This is a genomic window from Pseudomonas sp. TTU2014-080ASC (assembly GCF_001446935.1).
Classification (GTDB): Bacteria; Pseudomonadota; Gammaproteobacteria; order Pseudomonadales; family Pseudomonadaceae; genus Aquipseudomonas.
Map to the genome: position 1 here is coordinate 188,506 of NZ_LKKK01000001.1, position 18,181 is coordinate 206,686.

General features: G+C 56.9%; 15 protein-coding genes and 4 tRNA genes. 13 read left to right on the forward strand and 6 right to left on the reverse strand.

Translation table 11 applies throughout. From position 1 onward, the window contains the following. Positions 1-15 precede the first annotated feature (15 nt). Positions 16-1,038 (forward strand): AraC family transcriptional regulator, encoded by a 1,023-nt coding sequence (locus tag AO726_RS00880; RefSeq protein ID WP_058066167.1) that lies wholly within the window; start codon positions 16-18, stop codon positions 1,036-1,038. 49 nt (positions 1,039-1,087) lie between these two features. On the opposite strand, the gene AO726_RS00885 is transcribed toward AO726_RS00880, so the two are convergent. Together AO726_RS00885 and moaB are read right to left on the reverse strand one after the other, a co-directional pair. Beyond that, positions 1,088-2,302: a molybdopterin molybdotransferase MoeA gene (locus AO726_RS00885; RefSeq protein WP_058066168.1), complete on the reverse strand. Its 1,215-nt coding sequence runs from the start codon at positions 2,300-2,302 to the stop codon at positions 1,088-1,090. Then, positions 2,299-2,838 (reverse strand): molybdenum cofactor biosynthesis protein B, encoded by a 540-nt coding sequence (gene moaB / locus AO726_RS00890; RefSeq protein WP_058066169.1) that lies wholly within the window; start codon positions 2,836-2,838, stop codon positions 2,299-2,301. The genes AO726_RS00885 and moaB overlap by 4 nt, the downstream gene beginning before the upstream one ends. A gap of 64 nt (positions 2,839-2,902) precedes the next feature. On the opposite strand from moaB, the gene mobA reads away from it, so the two are divergent. From mobA to AO726_RS00915, 5 genes are all read left to right on the forward strand, one after another. Continuing rightward, positions 2,903-3,478, forward strand: coding sequence for a molybdenum cofactor guanylyltransferase MobA (mobA, locus tag AO726_RS00895; RefSeq protein WP_058066170.1), 576 nt, complete (start codon positions 2,903-2,905; stop codon positions 3,476-3,478). An 84-nt stretch (positions 3,479-3,562) separates the two neighbouring features. Further along, positions 3,563-3,784, forward strand: a complete 222-nt coding sequence (locus AO726_RS00900; protein ID WP_058066171.1) for a YgdI/YgdR family lipoprotein — start codon at positions 3,563-3,565, stop codon at positions 3,782-3,784. Between the two features lie 132 nt (positions 3,785-3,916). Next, positions 3,917-3,993 (forward strand) — tRNA-Pro (locus AO726_RS00905). A 131-nt stretch (positions 3,994-4,124) separates the two neighbouring features. Next, positions 4,125-4,967 (forward strand): endonuclease, encoded by an 843-nt coding sequence (locus AO726_RS00910; RefSeq protein WP_058066172.1) that lies wholly within the window; start codon positions 4,125-4,127, stop codon positions 4,965-4,967. 176 nt (positions 4,968-5,143) lie between these two features. Next, positions 5,144-5,220 (forward strand) — tRNA-Met (locus AO726_RS00915). A 93-nt stretch (positions 5,221-5,313) separates the two neighbouring features. On the opposite strand, the gene AO726_RS00920 is transcribed toward AO726_RS00915, so the two are convergent. Further along, positions 5,314-7,383 (reverse strand): LTA synthase family protein, encoded by a 2,070-nt coding sequence (locus tag AO726_RS00920; protein WP_058066173.1) that lies wholly within the window; start codon positions 7,381-7,383, stop codon positions 5,314-5,316. 316 nt (positions 7,384-7,699) lie between these two features. Here AO726_RS00920 and AO726_RS00925 point away from each other — a divergent pair. The 6 genes from AO726_RS00925 (at position 7,700) to rimO (ending at position 14,223) form a co-directional block, all read left to right on the forward strand. Then, a tRNA-Met gene (locus tag AO726_RS00925) sits at positions 7,700-7,776 on the forward strand. A gap of 109 nt (positions 7,777-7,885) precedes the next feature. Continuing rightward, positions 7,886-7,962, forward strand: a tRNA-Met gene (locus AO726_RS00930). 160 nt (positions 7,963-8,122) lie between these two features. Further along, positions 8,123-10,759 carry a bifunctional lysylphosphatidylglycerol flippase/synthetase MprF gene (gene mprF / locus AO726_RS00935; protein ID WP_058066174.1) on the forward strand — a complete coding sequence of 879 codons (2,637 nt, stop codon included), beginning with the start codon at positions 8,123-8,125 and terminating at the stop codon, positions 10,757-10,759. A gap of 7 nt (positions 10,760-10,766) precedes the next feature. Then, positions 10,767-12,041: a virulence factor family protein gene (locus AO726_RS00940; protein ID WP_058066175.1), complete on the forward strand. Its 1,275-nt coding sequence runs from the start codon at positions 10,767-10,769 to the stop codon at positions 12,039-12,041. Between the two features lie 83 nt (positions 12,042-12,124). Then, positions 12,125-12,673 (forward strand): cytochrome b, encoded by a 549-nt coding sequence (locus AO726_RS00945; protein ID WP_058066176.1) that lies wholly within the window; start codon positions 12,125-12,127, stop codon positions 12,671-12,673. Between the two features lie 227 nt (positions 12,674-12,900). After that, a complete protein-coding gene (gene rimO, locus AO726_RS00950) occupies positions 12,901-14,223 on the forward strand; it encodes a 30S ribosomal protein S12 methylthiotransferase RimO (protein ID WP_058066177.1) in 1,323 nt (440 codons plus the stop codon). Positions 14,224-14,470: 247 nt separating this feature from the next. Here rimO and AO726_RS00955 read toward each other — a convergent pair whose 3' ends face one another. Genes AO726_RS00955 through AO726_RS21080 form a run of 3 tightly spaced genes read right to left on the reverse strand, consistent with a single transcriptional unit; the run spans position 14,471 to position 16,812 of the window. Beyond that, the gene (locus tag AO726_RS00955; protein WP_058066178.1) at positions 14,471-15,121 is read right to left on the reverse strand and encodes a response regulator transcription factor; all 651 of its coding nucleotides are present in this window, start codon (positions 15,119-15,121) and stop codon (positions 14,471-14,473) included. Then, the gene (locus AO726_RS00960; protein WP_058066179.1) at positions 15,118-16,374 is read right to left on the reverse strand and encodes a HAMP domain-containing sensor histidine kinase; all 1,257 of its coding nucleotides are present in this window, start codon (positions 16,372-16,374) and stop codon (positions 15,118-15,120) included. Before AO726_RS00960 ends, AO726_RS00955 begins: the two co-directional genes overlap by 4 nt. Next, the gene (locus AO726_RS21080) at positions 16,375-16,812 is read right to left on the reverse strand and encodes a hypothetical protein (protein WP_058066180.1); all 438 of its coding nucleotides are present in this window, start codon (positions 16,810-16,812) and stop codon (positions 16,375-16,377) included. Positions 16,813-17,062: 250 nt separating this feature from the next. Between AO726_RS21080 and AO726_RS00970 the strand changes: the two genes are divergently transcribed. Beyond that, positions 17,063-18,037: a nuclear transport factor 2 family protein gene (locus tag AO726_RS00970; RefSeq protein ID WP_058066181.1), complete on the forward strand. Its 975-nt coding sequence runs from the start codon at positions 17,063-17,065 to the stop codon at positions 18,035-18,037. The last annotated feature ends 144 nt before the right edge of the window (positions 18,038-18,181 follow it).

The window sequence follows — 18,181 nt, forward strand, 5'->3', positions numbered from 1 at the left end:
TCGCACCAAATACTCATGAACGATCTCGGCTGTACCGCCATCCCCGTTTTGCAAAAATACATCCGCCACGCTGAACACCTCGGTCTCGATATTGAGCCAGCTTTGCGCTTCGCCGGTCTTACCGCCAAAGACCTTGAGGACAACAGCCTACGCATTCCCACCAGCCAGTTTGAACGCCTGCTTGAACACTTGCTGAGCCACTCAAGCGACACGCTTTACGGCCTGAACAGTGCACAGTACGTACAGCCGGGCTCCTGGAGTCTGCTGGGTTACATCACCATGAACTGCTCCACGCTGGGTGAAGCCATGGCGCGGATTCAGCCCTACGAGCGTTTGGTAAGTGATATCGGTAACAGTGATATTCAAACCGTTGCTGACAGCGCCCATCTCAGCTGGAGCTGCCACAGTGCTCCCGGTCAACTCCACCGGCATCTGGTGGAAAATACGCTGGCTAGTTGGCTGCTATTTGCCCGCTGGCTGACCAATACCCACTACTCACCGCGAGAGGTCTGGTTTAGCCACGTACAACCAGAGGGCACTCGCACAGAAGACTACGAGCGCGTGTTTGCCTGTCCGGTGCGCTTTGGTCAGGACCGCAACTGCCTGATCATCCCGCAAGAATACCTAGAGCTGCCGCTCAACCACGGTGATGCCAACCTGCTGCAGTCCCTAGAAGAGCACGCCCAAGGCGTCATGTCCGAACTGGAGCCCAATCAGCCGTTCCCGCAGCAGGTCAAACATGCGCTGCGCCAACAGTTGAGAAATGGCCTGCCACGCAAAGAGCGGGTCGCTGAGCAATTCGCAATGACAGCCCGCACACTGCAACGGCATCTTCAGGTTGCAGGCACTAGCTATCAGCAGATTCTTGAAGAGCTGCGCAAAGAACTGTCAGAACACTATCTGCTGCGTACCGAGCTGCCCGTGCAGACCATTGCCTGCCTGCTGGGTTTCAGCGAACCCCGCTCCTTCCACCGCAGTTTTAAGAGCTGGACGGGCAACACCCCAGGCGAATTCCGTCAGACACAACGCAGCCAATAAGCGGCCAGGCCAAGGACGGCCAGCGCCCTCACCTGCCGCGATCGCGGTGTTAAATCAGCAGCTCGCTTAATGGAATGAAGCGCACGCAATCTCCCTCAGACAAGGTTGTGTGTTCCAACACCTCGGCAAACCCATCGGCCCATGCTGCACTTAGCAACACTCCGGAACTCTGGTTGGGATAGAGCACCACACGACCCTCCTGAACCTGAGCTCGCAGGTATTCGCGGCGCTTACCTGGTTTTGTCCAGGTAAATCCGGCTGGTAACGAGAAGCCCAAGGGCTGCACCTGCTGCACGCCTAAACGTCGCAAAATATAAGGCCTTGCCAGCAAGCCAAATGTGACCAGTGTCGAAGCAGGATTACCCGGCAATCCCATAACCGGCACACCTCGGAACTGGCCAAACGTGAGCGGCTTACCCGGCTTAATGGCGAGCTTCCATAAACTGATCTCCCCCGCTTCACGCAGCGCAATCCCCAGGAAATCTGCCTCCCCTACCGACACACCTCCCGTAGAGAGAATCAGATCAACCTGATTCAGAGCCCCCAAGGCTGCGCGGGTCTGGGCCAAATCATCCGGCAGGATGCCGCCATCCACCACCTCACAGCTCAGTCGCTGCAGCCAACTGATCAGGACTTGACGGTTGCTGTTGTAAATCTGCCCCAGCCCCAGCGGCTGTCCCGGCTCGACCAGCTCATCGCCAGTCGACAGCACCGCAACACGCATACGGCGACGCACATTCAGCTGACTCAATCCCAGCGAAGCCGCCAACCCCAGCTCAACCGGCCCCAAGCGAGTACCAGCAGCCAACACACAATCACCCAGCTGGGTTTCCTGCCCCTGAGGGCGGATGTTCTGACCAGCCTTCATAGGCTCGTTGAATACCACCTGGCCGTCAGCAGTCAGCGTCGTGTTTTCCTGCATCTCAACCGTGTCGGCACCTTCCGGCACGGGCGCACCAGTGAAAATCCGCGCACAAGTTCCTGGCTGCAATGCCTCAGGCGCAGTGCCCGCCACAACACGCTGGGAAACGGGCAAAGGCTGGCCTTGCCAGTCCGCTAAACGCAAGGCGTAACCATCCATCGCACTATTCGGCCAAGGTGGCAGATCAAGCCCGGCGATTACGTCCTGCGCCAACACGCGGCCATCCGCCAACGCCAGACTGACCGACTCATTTTCAACAATCGCAGCGGCTTGCGCCTCAGCCAGCAGACGCTCCAAGGCCTGCTCAACAGAGATAAGTGCAGACAAGGGTGAATGGCTCATCCGCGCCCCTCACAGGCAGCAACGGATTTCAGATGCGGGACAAAATTGCAGGGACGATGACGGTTATCCAACTGCTCAGCCAGAATGCCGTCCCAGGCCGTACGGCAAGCATTTGTCGAACCCGGCATACAACACACCAGCGTGCCATTGGCGAGCCCCGCCAAGGCGCGGGACTGAATAGTAGACGTACCAATATCCGCCACAGAAATCTGCCGGAATAGCTCACCAAAACCATCGACATGTTTGTCCAACAGGCAGGACACCGCTTCCGGCGTACTGTCACGCCCGGTAAAGCCTGTGCCTCCGGTAATCAGCACCACCTGTACCTGGTCATCGGCAATCCAGGTGGCAACCTGGGCGCGAATCTTGTACAGATCGTCTTTAAGCAGTACGCGCTGCGCCAATGTGTGTCCCGCCGCTTGCAGTCGGTCGATCAACAGCTGGCCGGACGTATCGGTTTGCAGATTCCGGGTGTCGCTGACTGTCAGTACCGCTATATTCAGCGGCACAAATACCGCTTCGGTTTTGTCCTTCATGACGGGTTCTCGCAGGTTCGTGAATGCCCGCCGTTATATCACAGCCCTTTAGCGGAGACGCTTCATGTCCGACCACCTCTCCGGACTATCTGTTTTATTACTGGCAGGCGGACGCGGGCAACGTATGGGCGGACGCGACAAGGGCCTGATGCACTGGCATAGCCGGCCGATGGTGGCCTGGATTCATGATGTGGTGCGGCCGCTCACCGATGACTTGATCATCTCCTGCAACCGCAATCACGAGCGTTACTTGGCCTATGCAGACCGCGTTTTCAGCGACGATCAAACCAGCTTCGAAGGACCTCTGGCTGGAATCCGCGTTGGCCTGCGTCAGGCCCGGCACACACATATATTGGTGTTGCCATGCGATGCCCCGCAGGTGGATGCGGATCTGCTCCAGCAACTGATTCAGAAGGTTGGCCCACAGCCCGTAGTCGTGCGCCAAGGTGAATGGGTCGAACCCTTATTTTGCCTGCTACCGAAAGCGCTCTCGGCCAACCTGGAGGAAGCCTGGAATGCTGGCGAGCGCAGTGCACAACGCTGGTTTGCTCAGCACTCGCCGACTTTCGTTACCTGCCAGCCTGGTGATCCACGACTCAACAACTTCAACTCACCGGACAGCCTGAGCCCGGTGAAATAGTTTTTACATAGCCGGGAACTCTGCCAGACAGTTTTTATCATAGGGCATATACCCTTGCTCTAAACAATAAGGAGACACTAAAAAATGAATCAGCGACTCATCCCAGCCATGTTTGTCGCACTGGGTCTGGCAACGCTGGCAGGCTGCTCCTCACCTGCGGTCATCACCCTGAACGACGGTCGCGAGATTCAGACAATCGACGAGCCGGTCTACGATGAAGACTCCGGTTTCTACGAATTCCAGCAACTGGACGGCAAGCGCGCCAAAATCAACAAGGATCAGGTTCGCACCGTAAAAGAACTCTGATCGAAGCCCACAATCACCCGGCACAACCGGGTGATTGATTATTTCTGACAAGCACCAACGTGCATGTAATAGAAAAAATCAAAGCTAACCCCTTGTGCTACAAAAGTTTTTTGGTAAAATGCCGCCCACATTCGGAGTGTAGCGCAGCTTGGTAGCGCGTCTCGTTCGGGACGAGAAGGTCGCAGGTTCGAATCCTGTCTCTCCGACCATTTCAGGTTCAGACAACACTAGCTTTTCTGAATATCACAAAGCCCGCTTAAGCGGGCTTTGTCGTTTCTGGCACTCAGCTTCCAGATCAGCGGCAGCCCTGTCAGCAGCCATTCGCACCCTATAATTAGGCATGCGTGTTCCAACTAAACGCCCAAACACTGCCGCTTACCAATACCCCGACCACTTGCGTTCGCAAGTTCTGGCCGCGCCTAAAGCGCCAGGTGTGTATCTGTTTTATAGCGACAACAATGACCTGCCCCTGTATATCGGCAAAAGCATCGATATACGCGCACGTCTACTGTCTCATCTGCGCACACCTGCAGAAGCCCGCCTACTACAGCAAGCCCGACGCATTGAATACCGCCAGACCGCCGGCGAAATTGGCGCACTTCTGCTCGAGTCACGCCTGATCAAAGAACTCCAGCCGCTCACCAACAAGCGCCTCAGACGCCAGCGCCGTCTGTGTTCTATTCAACTGGTCAACGACAACGTCGAACTCGTCGACACCACTTCCCTCAGCAGTGGTGCAGAACTTTACGGCCTGTTCAGAAGCCGCAAGGCAGCCACTCAAGCCCTGCTCAAATTAGCCGATGAGTACCAACTCTGCCTTACTCATCTGGGCATTGAGCGCCCGAACAGCCGCCCTTGCTTCAGGGCCCAGCTAGGGAAATGCGCTGGTGCCTGCTACGGCGGCGAAACCGTGCAAACCCATAACGCCCGACTGCGCCAAGCCCTGCAAGGCTGGATCGTGCACCACTGGCCCTACGCAGGCCCAATCGCCCTGCATGAGACATTTGAGGACTTGGAGGATTACCACGTCATCAACCAGTGGCATTACCTCGGCACTTACTCCGACGCCCAGCAAGCCCGGACAGCCTCAACCCAAGCTGTCCAACCGTTTGATGCAGACAGCTACAGGATTCTGATGCGCCCAGTGCTATTTGGAAGCGCCCAACTAATCAAACTTTTCTGATTGTTTTATTCCGCAAAAATCAACCCCTCTGATTGGCTGTAACGCCCAGCTCACCTGCCCTACAGGCGATTTAAACAGACTTGGATCGACCTTAAAAATCACCTAAGCATCTGAATAAAAAAGAAATATTCAGAATTTATCCTTGACACAGAACTGTAAAACACTAGAATGGCGACCGCGGGATGGAGCAGTCTGGTAGCTCGTCGGGCTCATAACCCGAAGGTCGTCGGTTCAAATCCGGCTCCCGCAACCAAATTCAAAAGGCCACTCAATGAGTGGCCTTTTTTATTGCCTGCTTGTCTGTCCTCCTCAGGCCGATCCGCAGACCGACCTGAGCACAAGCCAATCATTCAGAGGCTTTAATACCCGCTGAGTCGCTCAATAAGCTTTCAGTGGCACTCTGCACGTAGGCTTCAAGCTGCTTCTTCAGGCTTAGGGTTTGATCCGAGACCTCAATCTGAGAGCCCTTCGGCTCACTGCCGAATTGATAACTCCAAGCCTGTTCCTTCATGCCTTTAGGCTGAATAAGCATCTGATCGCCCTTAATCATCGCCACCGTCTGATCACTGCCCGACGGCTTAAAGATGGCAAAGCCCTGATCGCCTTCAGGCAAATTCAGCAGATCCCTACCCCAGCACTGCTGACGGTACTCACCGCCCAGACGCCCCATAATGGTTGGTACCACATCCACCTGGCTGCCGATGACAGAGGTTTCGCGACCAAACTTGTCCTGCACGCCCGGCGCAATCAGCAGCAAAGGCACATTGAAACGACCCAGATCCATCCCGGTAATCTGCTGCTCATTGCCGAAACCATGGTCACCCAGCACCACAAACAGCGTGTCGTTGAAATAGGGCTCCTTACGCGCCTTTTCAAAGAACTGCCCAAGCGCCCAATCGGAATAGCGCATAGCCGTCAGGTGCTCATTAAGACCGCCGCGATTGGTAACAGGCTCAACCGGTAACGGTGTCGGTAAGGCATACGGAGTATGGTTGGACAGGGTTTGCAGCAACGCATAGAAGGGCTCTTTACCCTGACGTTTTTTCAGCTCGATCAAGGCCCGGTCGAACATATCCTGATCCGATACTCCCCACGTAGGATCTGAGAACACCGGATTCACAAAGTCATTACGGCCAATAAAGGTGGTCATGCCCTGATTACCAAAGAAACCAGACTGGTTATCCCAGGCAAAATCACCGTTATAGACATAGACATCATCGTAGTTGCGCGGCTGCAGCACGGCAGGCAGACCGGAGAGCTTGTGCGCCCCTTCCGGTGTCTGCATGAGGTATTCAAAGCCAGGCAGATTAGGGAAACAGGCCATGGTGGCAAACATACCCTGATGAGTATGGGTGCCATTGGACAGGAAACGCTTAAACAACAGCCCTTCCTTAGCCAGTTCATCAAAGTAAGGCGTTACCGACTGTTTGGCTCCCAGCGCGCCCACCGAGTGTCCGGCAAAGCTTTCAAGCAGAATGACTACCACATTGCGCACGTTCAAGGTGCCATCAGCAACCGGTTGAGTATCGCGGCGCACCGGTGCCTTGTCCGCATCTACCAACGTGTCTTGAGCAGTTAACAGCATCTCGCGAACAATCTGATGAGCCTGCTCGGTTGGCAGCGTGCTTTTCCAGATTCTGTCGCGGTCCTCGCCCATATACTGACGCGCAGCATCAACCAGAGACAGCGTACCGTTAACCCCTAACTGGTTAACAAACAGCGAATCAGTGGTGTAAGCATCGCCCCAGCGCATTGGCGGTCCCTGACGCAGGGTGCCGCGAATTGCCAGAGTGGCCACCACCACACAGCACAGCAGCACTGCCATCCTGGCAGGCCAGCCAGCCACCAACGTCTGCCCGGCTGCTGGCTGACGCGCACACCAGGTCATGCGGTCAATGCGCAGCAACAGCCAGTGCAGGCCGAGCGTGCCCACACCCCACGCGACCAGGTACTGCACGACCGGGTAGCCGTACCAAATCATGCTTAAAACGGTTTTCGGATCTTCCTTTATATATTGGAAGACCAACCCATTGAGGCGCTGATGGAACTCCTTATAGAAGTCCAGCTCCAGGCAACCTAGAAAGATCACCACACTGATGGTGACCAATAGCCAGGCCCGCATCACGCCCCGCGCTGCCATTGCCCGTGCGCTGAACAATGCCAGCAGCAGCGGAATCAGCAGATACGTGGTCAGGCGCAAATCAAAACGCAGGCCATTAGCAAAACCTTCGAGCACAACGCTGGCCGGCGTATCGAGAATCATGTCCCGGTTGTAGACCAACAGAGCCAGACGCAACAGGCTCAGAACAACCATAAGTAGCAAGGCGCTGCCCAACACGAAGGCCATATGGGAGCGAACTGTAGGGATCTTTACATGCTCAGAACTTACATGCTCTGTATTGGATGGATTCGGCATAAAAAGCTTCAGACAATGAATGGGAAAATAGTGAGAACGGCATATGACTTAGAACTACCGCTCTAAGTGCCGACGCGTGCAGCACTTCCGACCAAATGCAGGATTCAGCCGTTTTTAAGGGACTCGCCTGAGCTTAGGCGCTCCAGCGAAATCTGGTGCTTCGATGCTAATGATTGGCCTGTGAAAAATTAGTGAAACTCCCATGCGGACAAGTGCAGCCGCACAAAGTGTTCGGAAAAACCGCTGCCTAAGTATCTAAATGAATGATTTGGCTATAAAAACTTGACTCTCATTGTGAGACGCGTATGATTCGGCCCGCGGGATGGAGCAGCCTGGTAGCTCGTCGGGCTCATAACCCGAAGGTCGTCGGTTCAAATCCGGCTCCCGCAACCAAATTCCGAAAGCCACTCAATGAGTGGCTTTTTTTTGCCTCGATTTTCTAAATATCTGATTCGACTGATATTTTGCTTGACACAAAAGCATATCTCTATAGAATGGCCGGCGCGGGATGGAGCAGTCTGGTAGCTCGTCGGGCTCATAACCCGAAGGTCGTCGGTTCAAATCCGGCTCCCGCAACCAAATTTAAAAGGCCACTCAATGAGTGGCCTTTTTTGTTTCTGACTCCCTCGTCCAAATAGTCAGCTACGCGGGATACCGGCAGTCGTATTTCTCTTGTCGGGGCTTGGAAGTTATCACCATCACCCACATGCTCTTTGGCCAACTCGACACGAGGTGGTTCATGGGCGGTAAGGTTCAGCTTTCTGATGCATCCCCAGACAATGAGCAAAACAAACCTTCACGGTGGCTTGATCACCTAAGCACTTACCGCCAGGCCATCGGCCTCGCACTCACCCTTCTGCTGTTCGGCTTCGGCCTTTTTGCCTGCTGGCATCTTCTCCGCGAACTTGACCCAGACGCCTTGCGCGGCGCAATTTCTGATGTCCCCAGCGGCACGCTGCTGGCGGCGGCCGGTGCTGCTGCAATCAGTTATATCGCCCTGCTCGGGTATGAATGGTCAGCCCTGCGCCTCACCGGTGTGACGCTGCCCTGGCGCGCTATGGCCATGGGCAACTTCTGCGCAAGTGCCATCGCCAACGCCATTGGCTTCTCAGTGCTGACCGGTGGTTCGGTGCGTTATCGCCTGTACTGCCGCTACAACATCAGTACCGGCGATATTGCCCGCATTACGGTGTTCGTCAGCCTTGCACTGGGCTGCGCGCTACCACCACTGGCAGCCGCAGCGGCACTAATTAATCCGCAAGCAGCCGGGTTAGCCCTGCATCTTCCGCCATCCACAGTTAAAGCCCTGGGACTGGGCGTTCTACTGCTGTGCGCCGGAGGAATTTTCTGGCTGAGCCGTTTCCGTGAAGCCGCATCCGCACCTAGGCCCTACGTGAACTTGCGCTTCGGCCAACGCAGCGTGCGCTTGCCCGGCCTCAAGCTGTCGGCAGCACAACTGCTGATTACCTTGTTTGATGTCTGTGCTGCGGCCAGCGTCCTGTATCTGCTGCTGCCAGAGGCCCCACCCCTTCCAGCTTTTTTAATGGTGTACCTGTTGGCACTGGCGGCTGGCGTGCTCAGCCACGTACCTGGCGGCATCGGTGTATTCGAAGCCGTCCTGCTCGCGGCCTTCAGCGGTCCGCTTGAGCCCGCGCCACTGGCCGCTGCCTTGCTGCTTTACCGGCTGATCTACATCGGTTTGCCGTTGGTCATTGCCTGCATGCTATTGCTGACCAATGAGGCCAAGCGCTTAATTCCGGCCGGGCGACAAGCTGTGCGGGCCACTTCCGGGCTGGCGGCTGCGATCTTATCCTTGCTGGTGTTTGGCTCAGGCGTTGTGCTGATTCTGTCCGGAGCAACCCCCGCTGCGGATGAGCGCCTTGAGTACCTGAGCTTCCTCATTCCGCACCGACTGATCGATTTCTCACACCTGGCAGCCAGCCTCGTCGGCATGCTCTGCTTATTGCTTGCCCACGGCCTGCGTCGACGCCTCTCTGCAGCGTGGATGCTGACGGTCATTTTGTTGATCAGCGGGGCTGGCCTGTCCATCCTCAAAGGATTCGACTGGGAAGAAGCAAGCCTGATGCTGCTAACCGCAATCCTGCTGATCATCTTCCGACAGTCCTTCTATCGACCCAGCCGTCTGTTGGAAATGCCCGCCTCACGGGGCAATCTGGTGGCTTGCCTGTGTGTGCTGGGAGCCTCCCTATGGCTGACCCTGTTCGTCTATCAGAACGTGCCCTATTCCAATGAACTGTTCTGGCAGTTTGCGCTGAACGGTGATGCCCCGCGCACGCTCCGGGCTGCACTGGGCTGTGGCCTGTTACTGGGAATTATCGCCCTGCTGTGGCTGCTCAAACCTGTGCAAATGACTATCCACCTCGCCACACCCGAGGAATTGCAGCAGGCCGCAAAAATCGTCGCGGGCTCTGATCAACCGGATGGTGCCTTGGCACTGACCGGAGACAAAGCGCTGCTGCTGCATCCCGATCATGAGTCATTTCTGATGTTTGCCCGCCACGGTCGCAGTCTGATCGCCCTGTTTGATCCGATCGGTGCTGCCGCCTGCCGCGCCGAACTTATCTGGCAATTCCGCGACCTGTGCGACACCTATCGCCTGCGCCCAGTGTTCTACCAAATCCGCGCGGAGAATCTGCCTTATTACATGGACATCGGCCTGACTGCCTTGAAGTTGGGCGAAGAGGCCCGCGTCGACCTGCAGCGTTTTGACCTGCAAGACAAGGGCAAAGCGATGAAAGAGTTGCGCTACACCCTCAACCGGGGCCAGCGTGACGGCCTCTGCCTAGAGATTTACGAGCCAGGCCAGGCACCGTTGGACAGCCTGAAAGCTATTTCCGATGCCTGGATGAAAGGCAAGCAAGTACGTGAGAAAGGCTTCTCGCTAGGCCGTTTTGATCCGCATTACCTTGAGCACTTCCGCATCGCAGTGATCCGCCTCGAAGACCAGCCAGTGGCCTTTGCCAATCTGCTGGAAACCTCAAGCCGCGAACTGGCCAGCCTGGACCTGATGCGCGTGCATCCTGATGCCCCGAAACAGACAATGGAATTTCTCATCATCAACCTGCTACTGCATTACAAAGCCAGCGGGCACAAGCGTTTCAGCCTAGGCATGGTGCCGCTGTCCGGCCTGCAACTGCGCCGTGGCGCACCGCTCACCCAGCGCCTCGGCTCAATAATTTTTCAGCGCAGCGAACAGTTCTATAACTTCAAGGGTCTACGCCACTTCAAGGACAAGTTCCAACCCGAATGGGAGCCACGCTACATGGCCGTCCCAGCGGGACTAGACCCATTAGTTGCACTGGCTGATACAGCCACCCTGATCGCAGGGGGCTATACCGGACTGGTAAAACGCTGAGGACGGCATGCTCAAACCCACCCGCAATCTGACGCTCACCCTGGCCTTCACAGTTCTGCTTATCGCCACACTGCTACTCCACTATGCCGACAACCGCCAGGCACGGATCGAACATAAGCGCCTGGCTGATGGCAGCCAGGTGACAGTCGCGATTTCCGGCGATACACCCAAGGCCCGCGTGCTGCTGGCTGCAGAAGACAGCGCGCGGATGGATGACTCAGCCCTATTGCAACTGGCCGAAGACAGCGGCGCGCAACTGGTTGAGTTCAGCCTGCCGGATAACGACTGCGAGGCCCAGCAAATACGCGCTCAGGGTGCCGCCAGCCTGCTAGGCGGGCATCCAACGCTGGTCGCGGGGATCGGCCAAGGTGCCGCCTTCGCCTGGCGGTGGCTGGCCATGCAGAACAATGAAAACGTCCAGGCGCTTTCAGTCGGCTTTAGCCTGAAACAACCTGACTGCGCTCTGCCCCTGCCTCCAAAAGCCGCCCACGGGCAATGGTTTGCAGCCTGGAATAACAACCCGGACGATCCCAGCGCACGATTTGTTCGCGACCAAAGCAATGCCCAAACCACGATCAGCGAGTACAGCACCAGCCTGCCGGATTTACTGCAACAACGCCTAAGCGATCTGCTTGCAGGTCAGGGTGATGAAATTCCGGTCGTGGAAATCGACAGCAGTGGACAACGCGCCGAGACTCTGACGCTGTTCTATTCCGGGGACGGCGGTTGGCGCGACCTGGACAAAGCCGTGGCTGAAGAAATGTCCAAACGCAACTACGCGGTAGCCGGCATCGACTCACTGCGTTATTTCTGGCAGCACAAAAGCCCCGAACAGGCCGCCACTGACCTCAGCCGGCTGATGCAGCACTACCGTGAACAATGGGGAACTCAGCGCTTTGTTCTGGCCGGATTTTCTTTTGGTGCCGATGTTCTGCCTGCCCTCTACAACCGCTTACCACCGTCAGACCAGCAGCAAGTCGACGCCATTTTACTGATGGCCTTTGCCCGCAGCGGCAGTTTCCAGGTGGAGGTCAAAGGCTGGCTTGGTGCAACAGGCCAAGAAGCCCGCACCGCACCGGAAATGAGCAAGCTGCCTGCCGCTAAAGTGCTGTGCATCTACGGCGAAGAAGAGGCATCAACCAGCGGCTGCACCGAGCCTACTGCCACAGGTGAAAAGTTACGCTTGCCGGGCGGGCACCACTTTGATGAAAACTACCCGGCACTGGCTGAGCGCCTCCTGCAAGCCATCAAGCAAAGGCAAGTGCAGACTGCCAACTATTGATCTGCCTTAACATTGAATTAAGCCCGCGGGGCTACTCTTCCCGGTAAGCCCGCCGCTTCGTGCGGGATACCGAGGAAACCGTGATGTCCATACTTACTCAACGATCTACCCGCTACAGCACGCTCTCCATCAGCCTGCACTGGTTGATGTTGCTGCTAATTGCTGCGGTTTACGCCTGTATCGAACTGAAAGGGAACTTCCCCAAAGGCAGCGACACCCGTGAGCTGCTCAAACAATGGCACTTCATGTTGGGCCTGAGCGTGTTTGCACTGGTCTGGCTGCGCCTGCTGGCCCGGCTGATCCGCCCTGCTCCGCCCATTACCCCGGCTCTGCCCAACTGGCAGGCGGTGCCCGCCAAACTGATGCATCTGGCGCTGTACGCACTAATGATTGGTTTGCCATTGGCAGGCTGGCTGGTACTGAGCGCCGCAGGCAAGCCGATCCCGTTCTTCGGCCTGGAACTTCCCGCATTGATTGGCAAAAACCCCGATCTCGCAGGCAACCTGAAGGAATGGCATGAACTCGGCGGCGTGATCGGCTACTGGCTTATCGGCCTGCATGCAGTGGCAGCAGTTGTTCACCACCACATTCTGCGCGACGACACCCTGACCCGCATGCTGCCAGGCAAATAAGGCGCATCGTTAACGGTGATGGTGGACTTCCACACTGCCATCACCGAAGCGCTCACTACGCCAGCGCATCGGCCTCTGCGAAGATGGCAACGGACTAACCGTCGCAGCCACATGAATCTGGCCATAAGGCGCTGGAAATGCCGGGCCAGCATCGCTAGAATTGCGCACTTTTTGATCAGAGGCGCACAAGCGCCCAGCATCCCCCGTACGCGCCCGAGGTTCACCTGATGTCCACCCCCACCACACCTAAAGTCGGCTTTGTTTCGCTCGGCTGCCCCAAAGCCCTCGTTGACTCCGAGCGCATCCTCACCCAGCTGCGCATGGAAGGCTACGAAGTGGTGCCGACCTATCAGGACGCCGATGTAGTTGTGGTCAACACCTGCGGTTTTATCGACAGTGCCAAGGCCGAATCCCTTGAGGTGATCGGTGAAGCGATTGCGGAAAACGGCAAGGTAATCGTCACCGGCTGCATGGGTGTGGAAGAAGGCTCCATCCGTGAAGTGCACCCGAGCGTGCTCTCCGTCAGTGGCCCGCAGCAGTACGAGCAAGTGCTGAATGCTGTACACGAAGTGGTACCGCCAAGCACCGAGCACAACCCGCTGATCGACTTGGTACCACCGCAGGGCGTCAAGCTGACTCCGCGTCACTACGCCTACCTGAAGATTTCCGAAGGCTGTAACCACAGCTGCAGCTTCTGCATCATCCCGTCCATGCGCGGCAAGCTGGTCAGCCGTCCGGTTGGCGAAGTGCTGAGCGAGGCTGAGCGCCTGGTTAAGGCTGGCGTCAAAGAGCTGCTGGTGATTTCTCAGGACACTAGCGCCTACGGCGTGGACATGAAGTACAAGACCGACTTCTGGAACGGCCAGCCGGTGAAAACCCGCATGACCGAACTGTGCGAAGCGCTGTCGAGCATGGGGGTTTGGGTGCGCCTGCACTACGTGTACCCATATCCGCACGTGGATGAACTGATCCCGCTGATGGCTGCCGGCAAAATCCTGCCGTACCTGGACATCCCCTTCCAGCACGCCAGCCCGAAAGTGCTCAAGGCCATGAAGCGCCCGGCCTTTGAAGACAAAACCCTGGCCCGCATCAAGAAGTGGCGTGAAATCTGCCCTGAGCTAACCATCCGCTCCACCTTCATTGTCGGCTTCCCCGGCGAAACCGAAGAAGACTTCCAGTACCTGCTGGACTGGCTCACCGAAGCCCAGCTGGATCGCGTGGGCTGCTTCCAATACTCGCCGGTTGATGGTGCTCCGGCCAACCTGCTGGACAACCCAGTCCCGGATGACGTGAAGCAAGACCGCTGGGATCGCTTTATGGCGCACCAGCAGGCCATCAGCACTGCACGCCTGCAGCTGAAAGTCGGTAAAGAGATGGAAGTGCTGATCGACGAAGTGGACGATCAGGGCGCTGTTGCCCGTTGCTACGCCGACGCACCGGAAATCGACGGCAGCGTATTTATTGAAACCACAGCGGTTAAACCGGGCGATAAAGTCCGCGTGCGCATCGTTGATGCCGATGAGTACGACATGTGGGCTGAGCTGATCTGAGCAGCATTGCACTTAACAAAAAACCGGCCATGTGCCGGTTTTTTTGGGTCTGCGGATTAGTCGCTCCAGCGGTATTTCAAGGGCATCCAGAGGACGGCTCCTGTAGGGTGAGATAAGACCTCGCAGCGGTTTATCCACCGAGCGCCCGTGCAGCTCACCCATATCATGAAACAGCCAAAATCCATGGTGGGTAACCTGCCGCACAGGCTTACCGTACCCTACAACGGCCCTCACAAAGCCGCGTGATTCAGGCGCTTTCAAGCCCCAGCCGGATCACCCCGGTATCAATCGCCAGATGCACCAGCTCAGCCTGTGAGCTGACCTGCAGCTTGCTCTTAAGCAGGGTCAGGTAGTTGGAGACCGTCTTACTGCTGATGCACAGCTTCTCGGCGATCATCTGGCTTGGCGTACCTTTGGCGAGCATTACGAATATCTCGAATTCGCGCTGGGTCATACCGCGCAGGCGTGGGTCGTTGCTACCTTCACTGTGCGGGTTACAGGCCAGATGCGTGGCCAGAGTTTGTTCGATATAAGGATGCCCGGCCAGCGTGCGGCTGACCGCCTCAACCAGCACTTCAGGCGATGAGGTTTTGGTCAGATAGCCCAAGGCACCGGCATCCAATGCCTGACGTACCAACGGCAGTTCGTCGTGCATGCTGAAGAACAGCACGCGCAGCTGCGGCAAGCGCTGACGAAGTCGGCGTGTGGTTTCCAGCCCGCTGATGCCCGGCAGAGAAATATCCATGATGACCAGATTGGGGATCTCATCCTGCACCATTTGCAGCGCCTGCTCACCGTCACAGGCCTCACGAACCTGCACGTCAGGCAGCAATGCCCGCAGCAAGCTGGCATAGCCCTGGCGAACAACTGCGTGATCATCAACCAACAGAATTTTCATGCTTGGTGCTCCTCTAACGGCAGTGTGAGCGTTAATGCGCAACCTGCGCCCGGACGCGTCAGCACACGTAACTGTGAGCCGAGACTTCGCGCCCGCTCCTGCATAGAACGCAAACCGATGCCTGGCTGCAGCGGCTGCTCAGCGCCACGGCCGTTATCGCGGATAAACAGACGCAACCTGTGCCCCTGACATTGCAGCCGAACCCGAACCTCACTAGCTCCGGCATGCCGGGCAACATTGGTCAGCGCTTCCTGAATAAGACGGTACAGGTGTGCTTTGGTTGGCAAAGGCAACCGCGGCAAATGCTGGCCGACCATCACCCGGCAACGGATACCGGTTGCTTCCTGCCAGTTGTTGCTGAGCAGCTGCAGCGCTTCTTCCAGCTCCAGATGCTCCAGCATCACCGGATACAGATCACGGATCAGACCGCGAAAGCCTTCCTGCAGGCGCTGGGTATGCACCTCCAGTTGCTGCGCGGTGCAACGCACTTGCTCTGGATTATCTGAGACAGCGCGCAGCAGGCAGACCTGCGCGCGAATACCGCTGAGGTACTGGCCCAGATCATCATGCAGAGTCTGTCCAAGCCGTGCCCGTTCGCGTTCCTGCAAAGCCATCAGCGCTTGGGTCAACGCTGTATTGTCGGACTGCACCTTCTGCAGTGTCGTTGCCATCGAGTTGAAATGTGCAGCCAAGCGCCGCGCCTCAAGCACGCTGTGAACCGGCAAACGCGCATCCAACTGCCCCTCACTGACCTGCTGCAGTCCACTCAGCAGCTCGTCAAGTACCTGCAGGCCACTCTGCACCGCCCAGCGAATACTGAGCAAACTGAACACCAGGGCAAACAGGCTCAGCCACAGCAACTGCAGCAGAGAGTCGCATACCTCTTCGATCTCATCTGCCGGGTCGACACTGATGCGCAAACTACGCCCATCCGGCATGTCGACGACACGCGGCTGAGTATCAATGGCAAAGATGTAGTGAATAACCCAAGCCTCAAACGCAGACTCTGGCTGCGCGACAGGCTCATCCTGCCATTGCACCCGTATGTGGCGCAGGTTGCTAATCAGCTCAGGGCTCAGCGACTCAGGATCACGCTGCAGAGATTGATGCAGATAGCCGACAACTGACTCGGCCGCCTGCACCTCGCGCAGCACATCCTCGCGGGCTTGGCGGGTCAGCAGCAGCAACGCAACACTGGTGACCACCATAAAAACGATGGTCACCAGCAGATAGAGACGTCTTAAAGCAGACACTTACTTGACCACGAAATGGCCCAGCATGCCTTTCTTCTCAAGGCCTTTGGCGTAGAACGGAAACTTGCCCGGTTTGATCGGCACGAAGAAGATTTCGGCCTCACCGGCGTCTTCAAACTCCAGCTCAGTCAGGGTGATCAGCTTGATCTCCACACCACCGGCTTCTACTTTGCGCATAAAGATCGAGGTCGCGAACTCCGGTGCCTGGAAGGCATATTCCTTCTGCCCAGTGGAGATAATCTTCAGCTGATACGCCTTACCGGTTTCCAGCTGATATTCGGTCTGGGTCATGCTGTAGTCGTTCTCTTCGCTACCCAGAACCAAATCCGGCAGCGACACGGAACGACGAGTCAGATCACCTGCAGCTTGCAGACTGTCGACACCAATCATGCTGACAATCAGCAGCACCGGCAGCATAAGGGCCTTAAATGTACGCATGGGAAGCACCTATTTTCTTCTTGTTGGGATGTGCCCATGCTAAGCAGCCAGGTCAAGGCATGGATTACTACCTTGGTACTGACTCTAAGGTACTTTAGACAAACAGCTCCGACCACAACGCCGCTTGTCCACTCACCCATAACGCCTGAGCCCCAACTTTAGTCCCAAGCCTTTACCACCTTCGACCCAAAGACCGCTCCAACACAGACTGCTACCGTAAAAGCTGTCGCTTCTGTTGTGAGACTCCACCATGCGTCCCGTGCCTCTGCGTTTCCCCCTTTTACTGGCAACCGCCCTGCTCGCCGCACCACTGTCTGCCGCCCCGAATGACGGTGATCAGGAGCGCGTTGCGCGGGAAATGATCCAGGTTCTCGAAGCCTATGCGGTCTACAAAATGGGCGAGTTTGAAGAGGCCCTGGAGCGTTATCAGGCGCTGGCCGATGCCGGTAATCATCAGGGCATGCTGAATCTGGGCAACATGTACGCAGCGGGCTTAGGCACCAAGGCCGATCTGGAAAAAGCCCTGTTCTGGTATCAGCAGGCGGCCGACTCAGGCGATGCAATCGGCATGTATGAAGTAGCCCGCGCACTCGAAAACGGACTGGGCACCGCGATCGACAAGCAAGCCGCCCGCACCTGGTACACACGCGCAGCCGAAGGTGACAACACCGAAGCGCAATGGCAATTGGGCAAACAGCTTTATGAAGAAGGCCAGAGCAGCGAAGGCTTGCACTGGATCCGCACGGCAGCAAAGGCTGGTGGCCATGCAACCGCCCGGCAGTTCATAGATGAGCTTGAAGGCAGCGGCAAAGCCAAAGCACCCAGCGAAGATGAACAACAGCTGATCCGGCAGCTCTTTGCCGCCAGTAACGCAGCGGCGAACAAACGTGATGCCAAAGCCATGGTGGCCGCCGTTGATGAGGACGCCCAAATCCACATCCGCCTGCCGCAAACCACAAACTGGCAACGCCTGAATCGCGATGAACTACAAGCGCTTTGGCAAAAAACCTTCGAACAAGCCAGCGACTACCGCTACCAGCGTGGCGATTCCGAACTGATCAGTACCGGTGAAGACATCCTCGCCTTTACCGTCATTCAGGAACAGCTGCAAAGCGCCGGCGAACACCAACCACTTGAGTTACACGAGCATGCCACGCTGAACATAAAAGACGGTGCCGCTCGCATCCACAACCTGCGCCTGGACATTCGCCAACTGAGCGACTGAAGCCTGTCAATCGCCTGTTGCTGACACTTTGCGACAGGTTTTTCGCCCCCTTCGATTTACTACCTTAGTAGGAACCCGGCGCGACCTTGGGCATATTTCCCGAGCCCGGTGGGCTTCCTATGCTGGCGACACCCTATTCAGGAG

Bases quoted from the DNA above. Each gene is read 5' to 3' on its own strand.
- AO726_RS00880 (WP_058066167.1), top strand. From the start codon at position 16: ATGAACGATCTCGGCTGTACCGCCATCCCCGTTTTGCAAAAATACATC.
- AO726_RS00885 (WP_058066168.1), bottom strand. From the start codon at position 2,302: ATGAGCCATTCACCCTTGTCTGCACTTATCTCTGTTGAGCAGGCCTTG.
- moaB (WP_058066169.1), bottom strand. From the start codon at position 2,838: ATGAAGGACAAAACCGAAGCGGTATTTGTGCCGCTGAATATAGCGGTA.
- mobA (WP_058066170.1), top strand. From the start codon at position 2,903: ATGTCCGACCACCTCTCCGGACTATCTGTTTTATTACTGGCAGGCGGA.
- AO726_RS00900 (WP_058066171.1), top strand. From the start codon at position 3,563: ATGAATCAGCGACTCATCCCAGCCATGTTTGTCGCACTGGGTCTGGCA.
- AO726_RS00910 (WP_058066172.1), top strand. From the start codon at position 4,125: ATGCGTGTTCCAACTAAACGCCCAAACACTGCCGCTTACCAATACCCC.
- AO726_RS00920 (WP_058066173.1), bottom strand. From the start codon at position 7,383: ATGCCGAATCCATCCAATACAGAGCATGTAAGTTCTGAGCATGTAAAG.
- mprF (WP_058066174.1), top strand. From the start codon at position 8,123: ATGGGCGGTAAGGTTCAGCTTTCTGATGCATCCCCAGACAATGAGCAA.
- AO726_RS00940 (WP_058066175.1), top strand. From the start codon at position 10,767: ATGCTCAAACCCACCCGCAATCTGACGCTCACCCTGGCCTTCACAGTT.
- AO726_RS00945 (WP_058066176.1), top strand. From the start codon at position 12,125: ATGTCCATACTTACTCAACGATCTACCCGCTACAGCACGCTCTCCATC.
- rimO (WP_058066177.1), top strand. From the start codon at position 12,901: ATGTCCACCCCCACCACACCTAAAGTCGGCTTTGTTTCGCTCGGCTGC.
- AO726_RS00955 (WP_058066178.1), bottom strand. From the start codon at position 15,121: ATGAAAATTCTGTTGGTTGATGATCACGCAGTTGTTCGCCAGGGCTAT.
- AO726_RS21080 (WP_058066180.1), bottom strand. From the start codon at position 16,812: ATGCGTACATTTAAGGCCCTTATGCTGCCGGTGCTGCTGATTGTCAGC.
- AO726_RS00970 (WP_058066181.1), top strand. From the start codon at position 17,063: ATGCGTCCCGTGCCTCTGCGTTTCCCCCTTTTACTGGCAACCGCCCTG.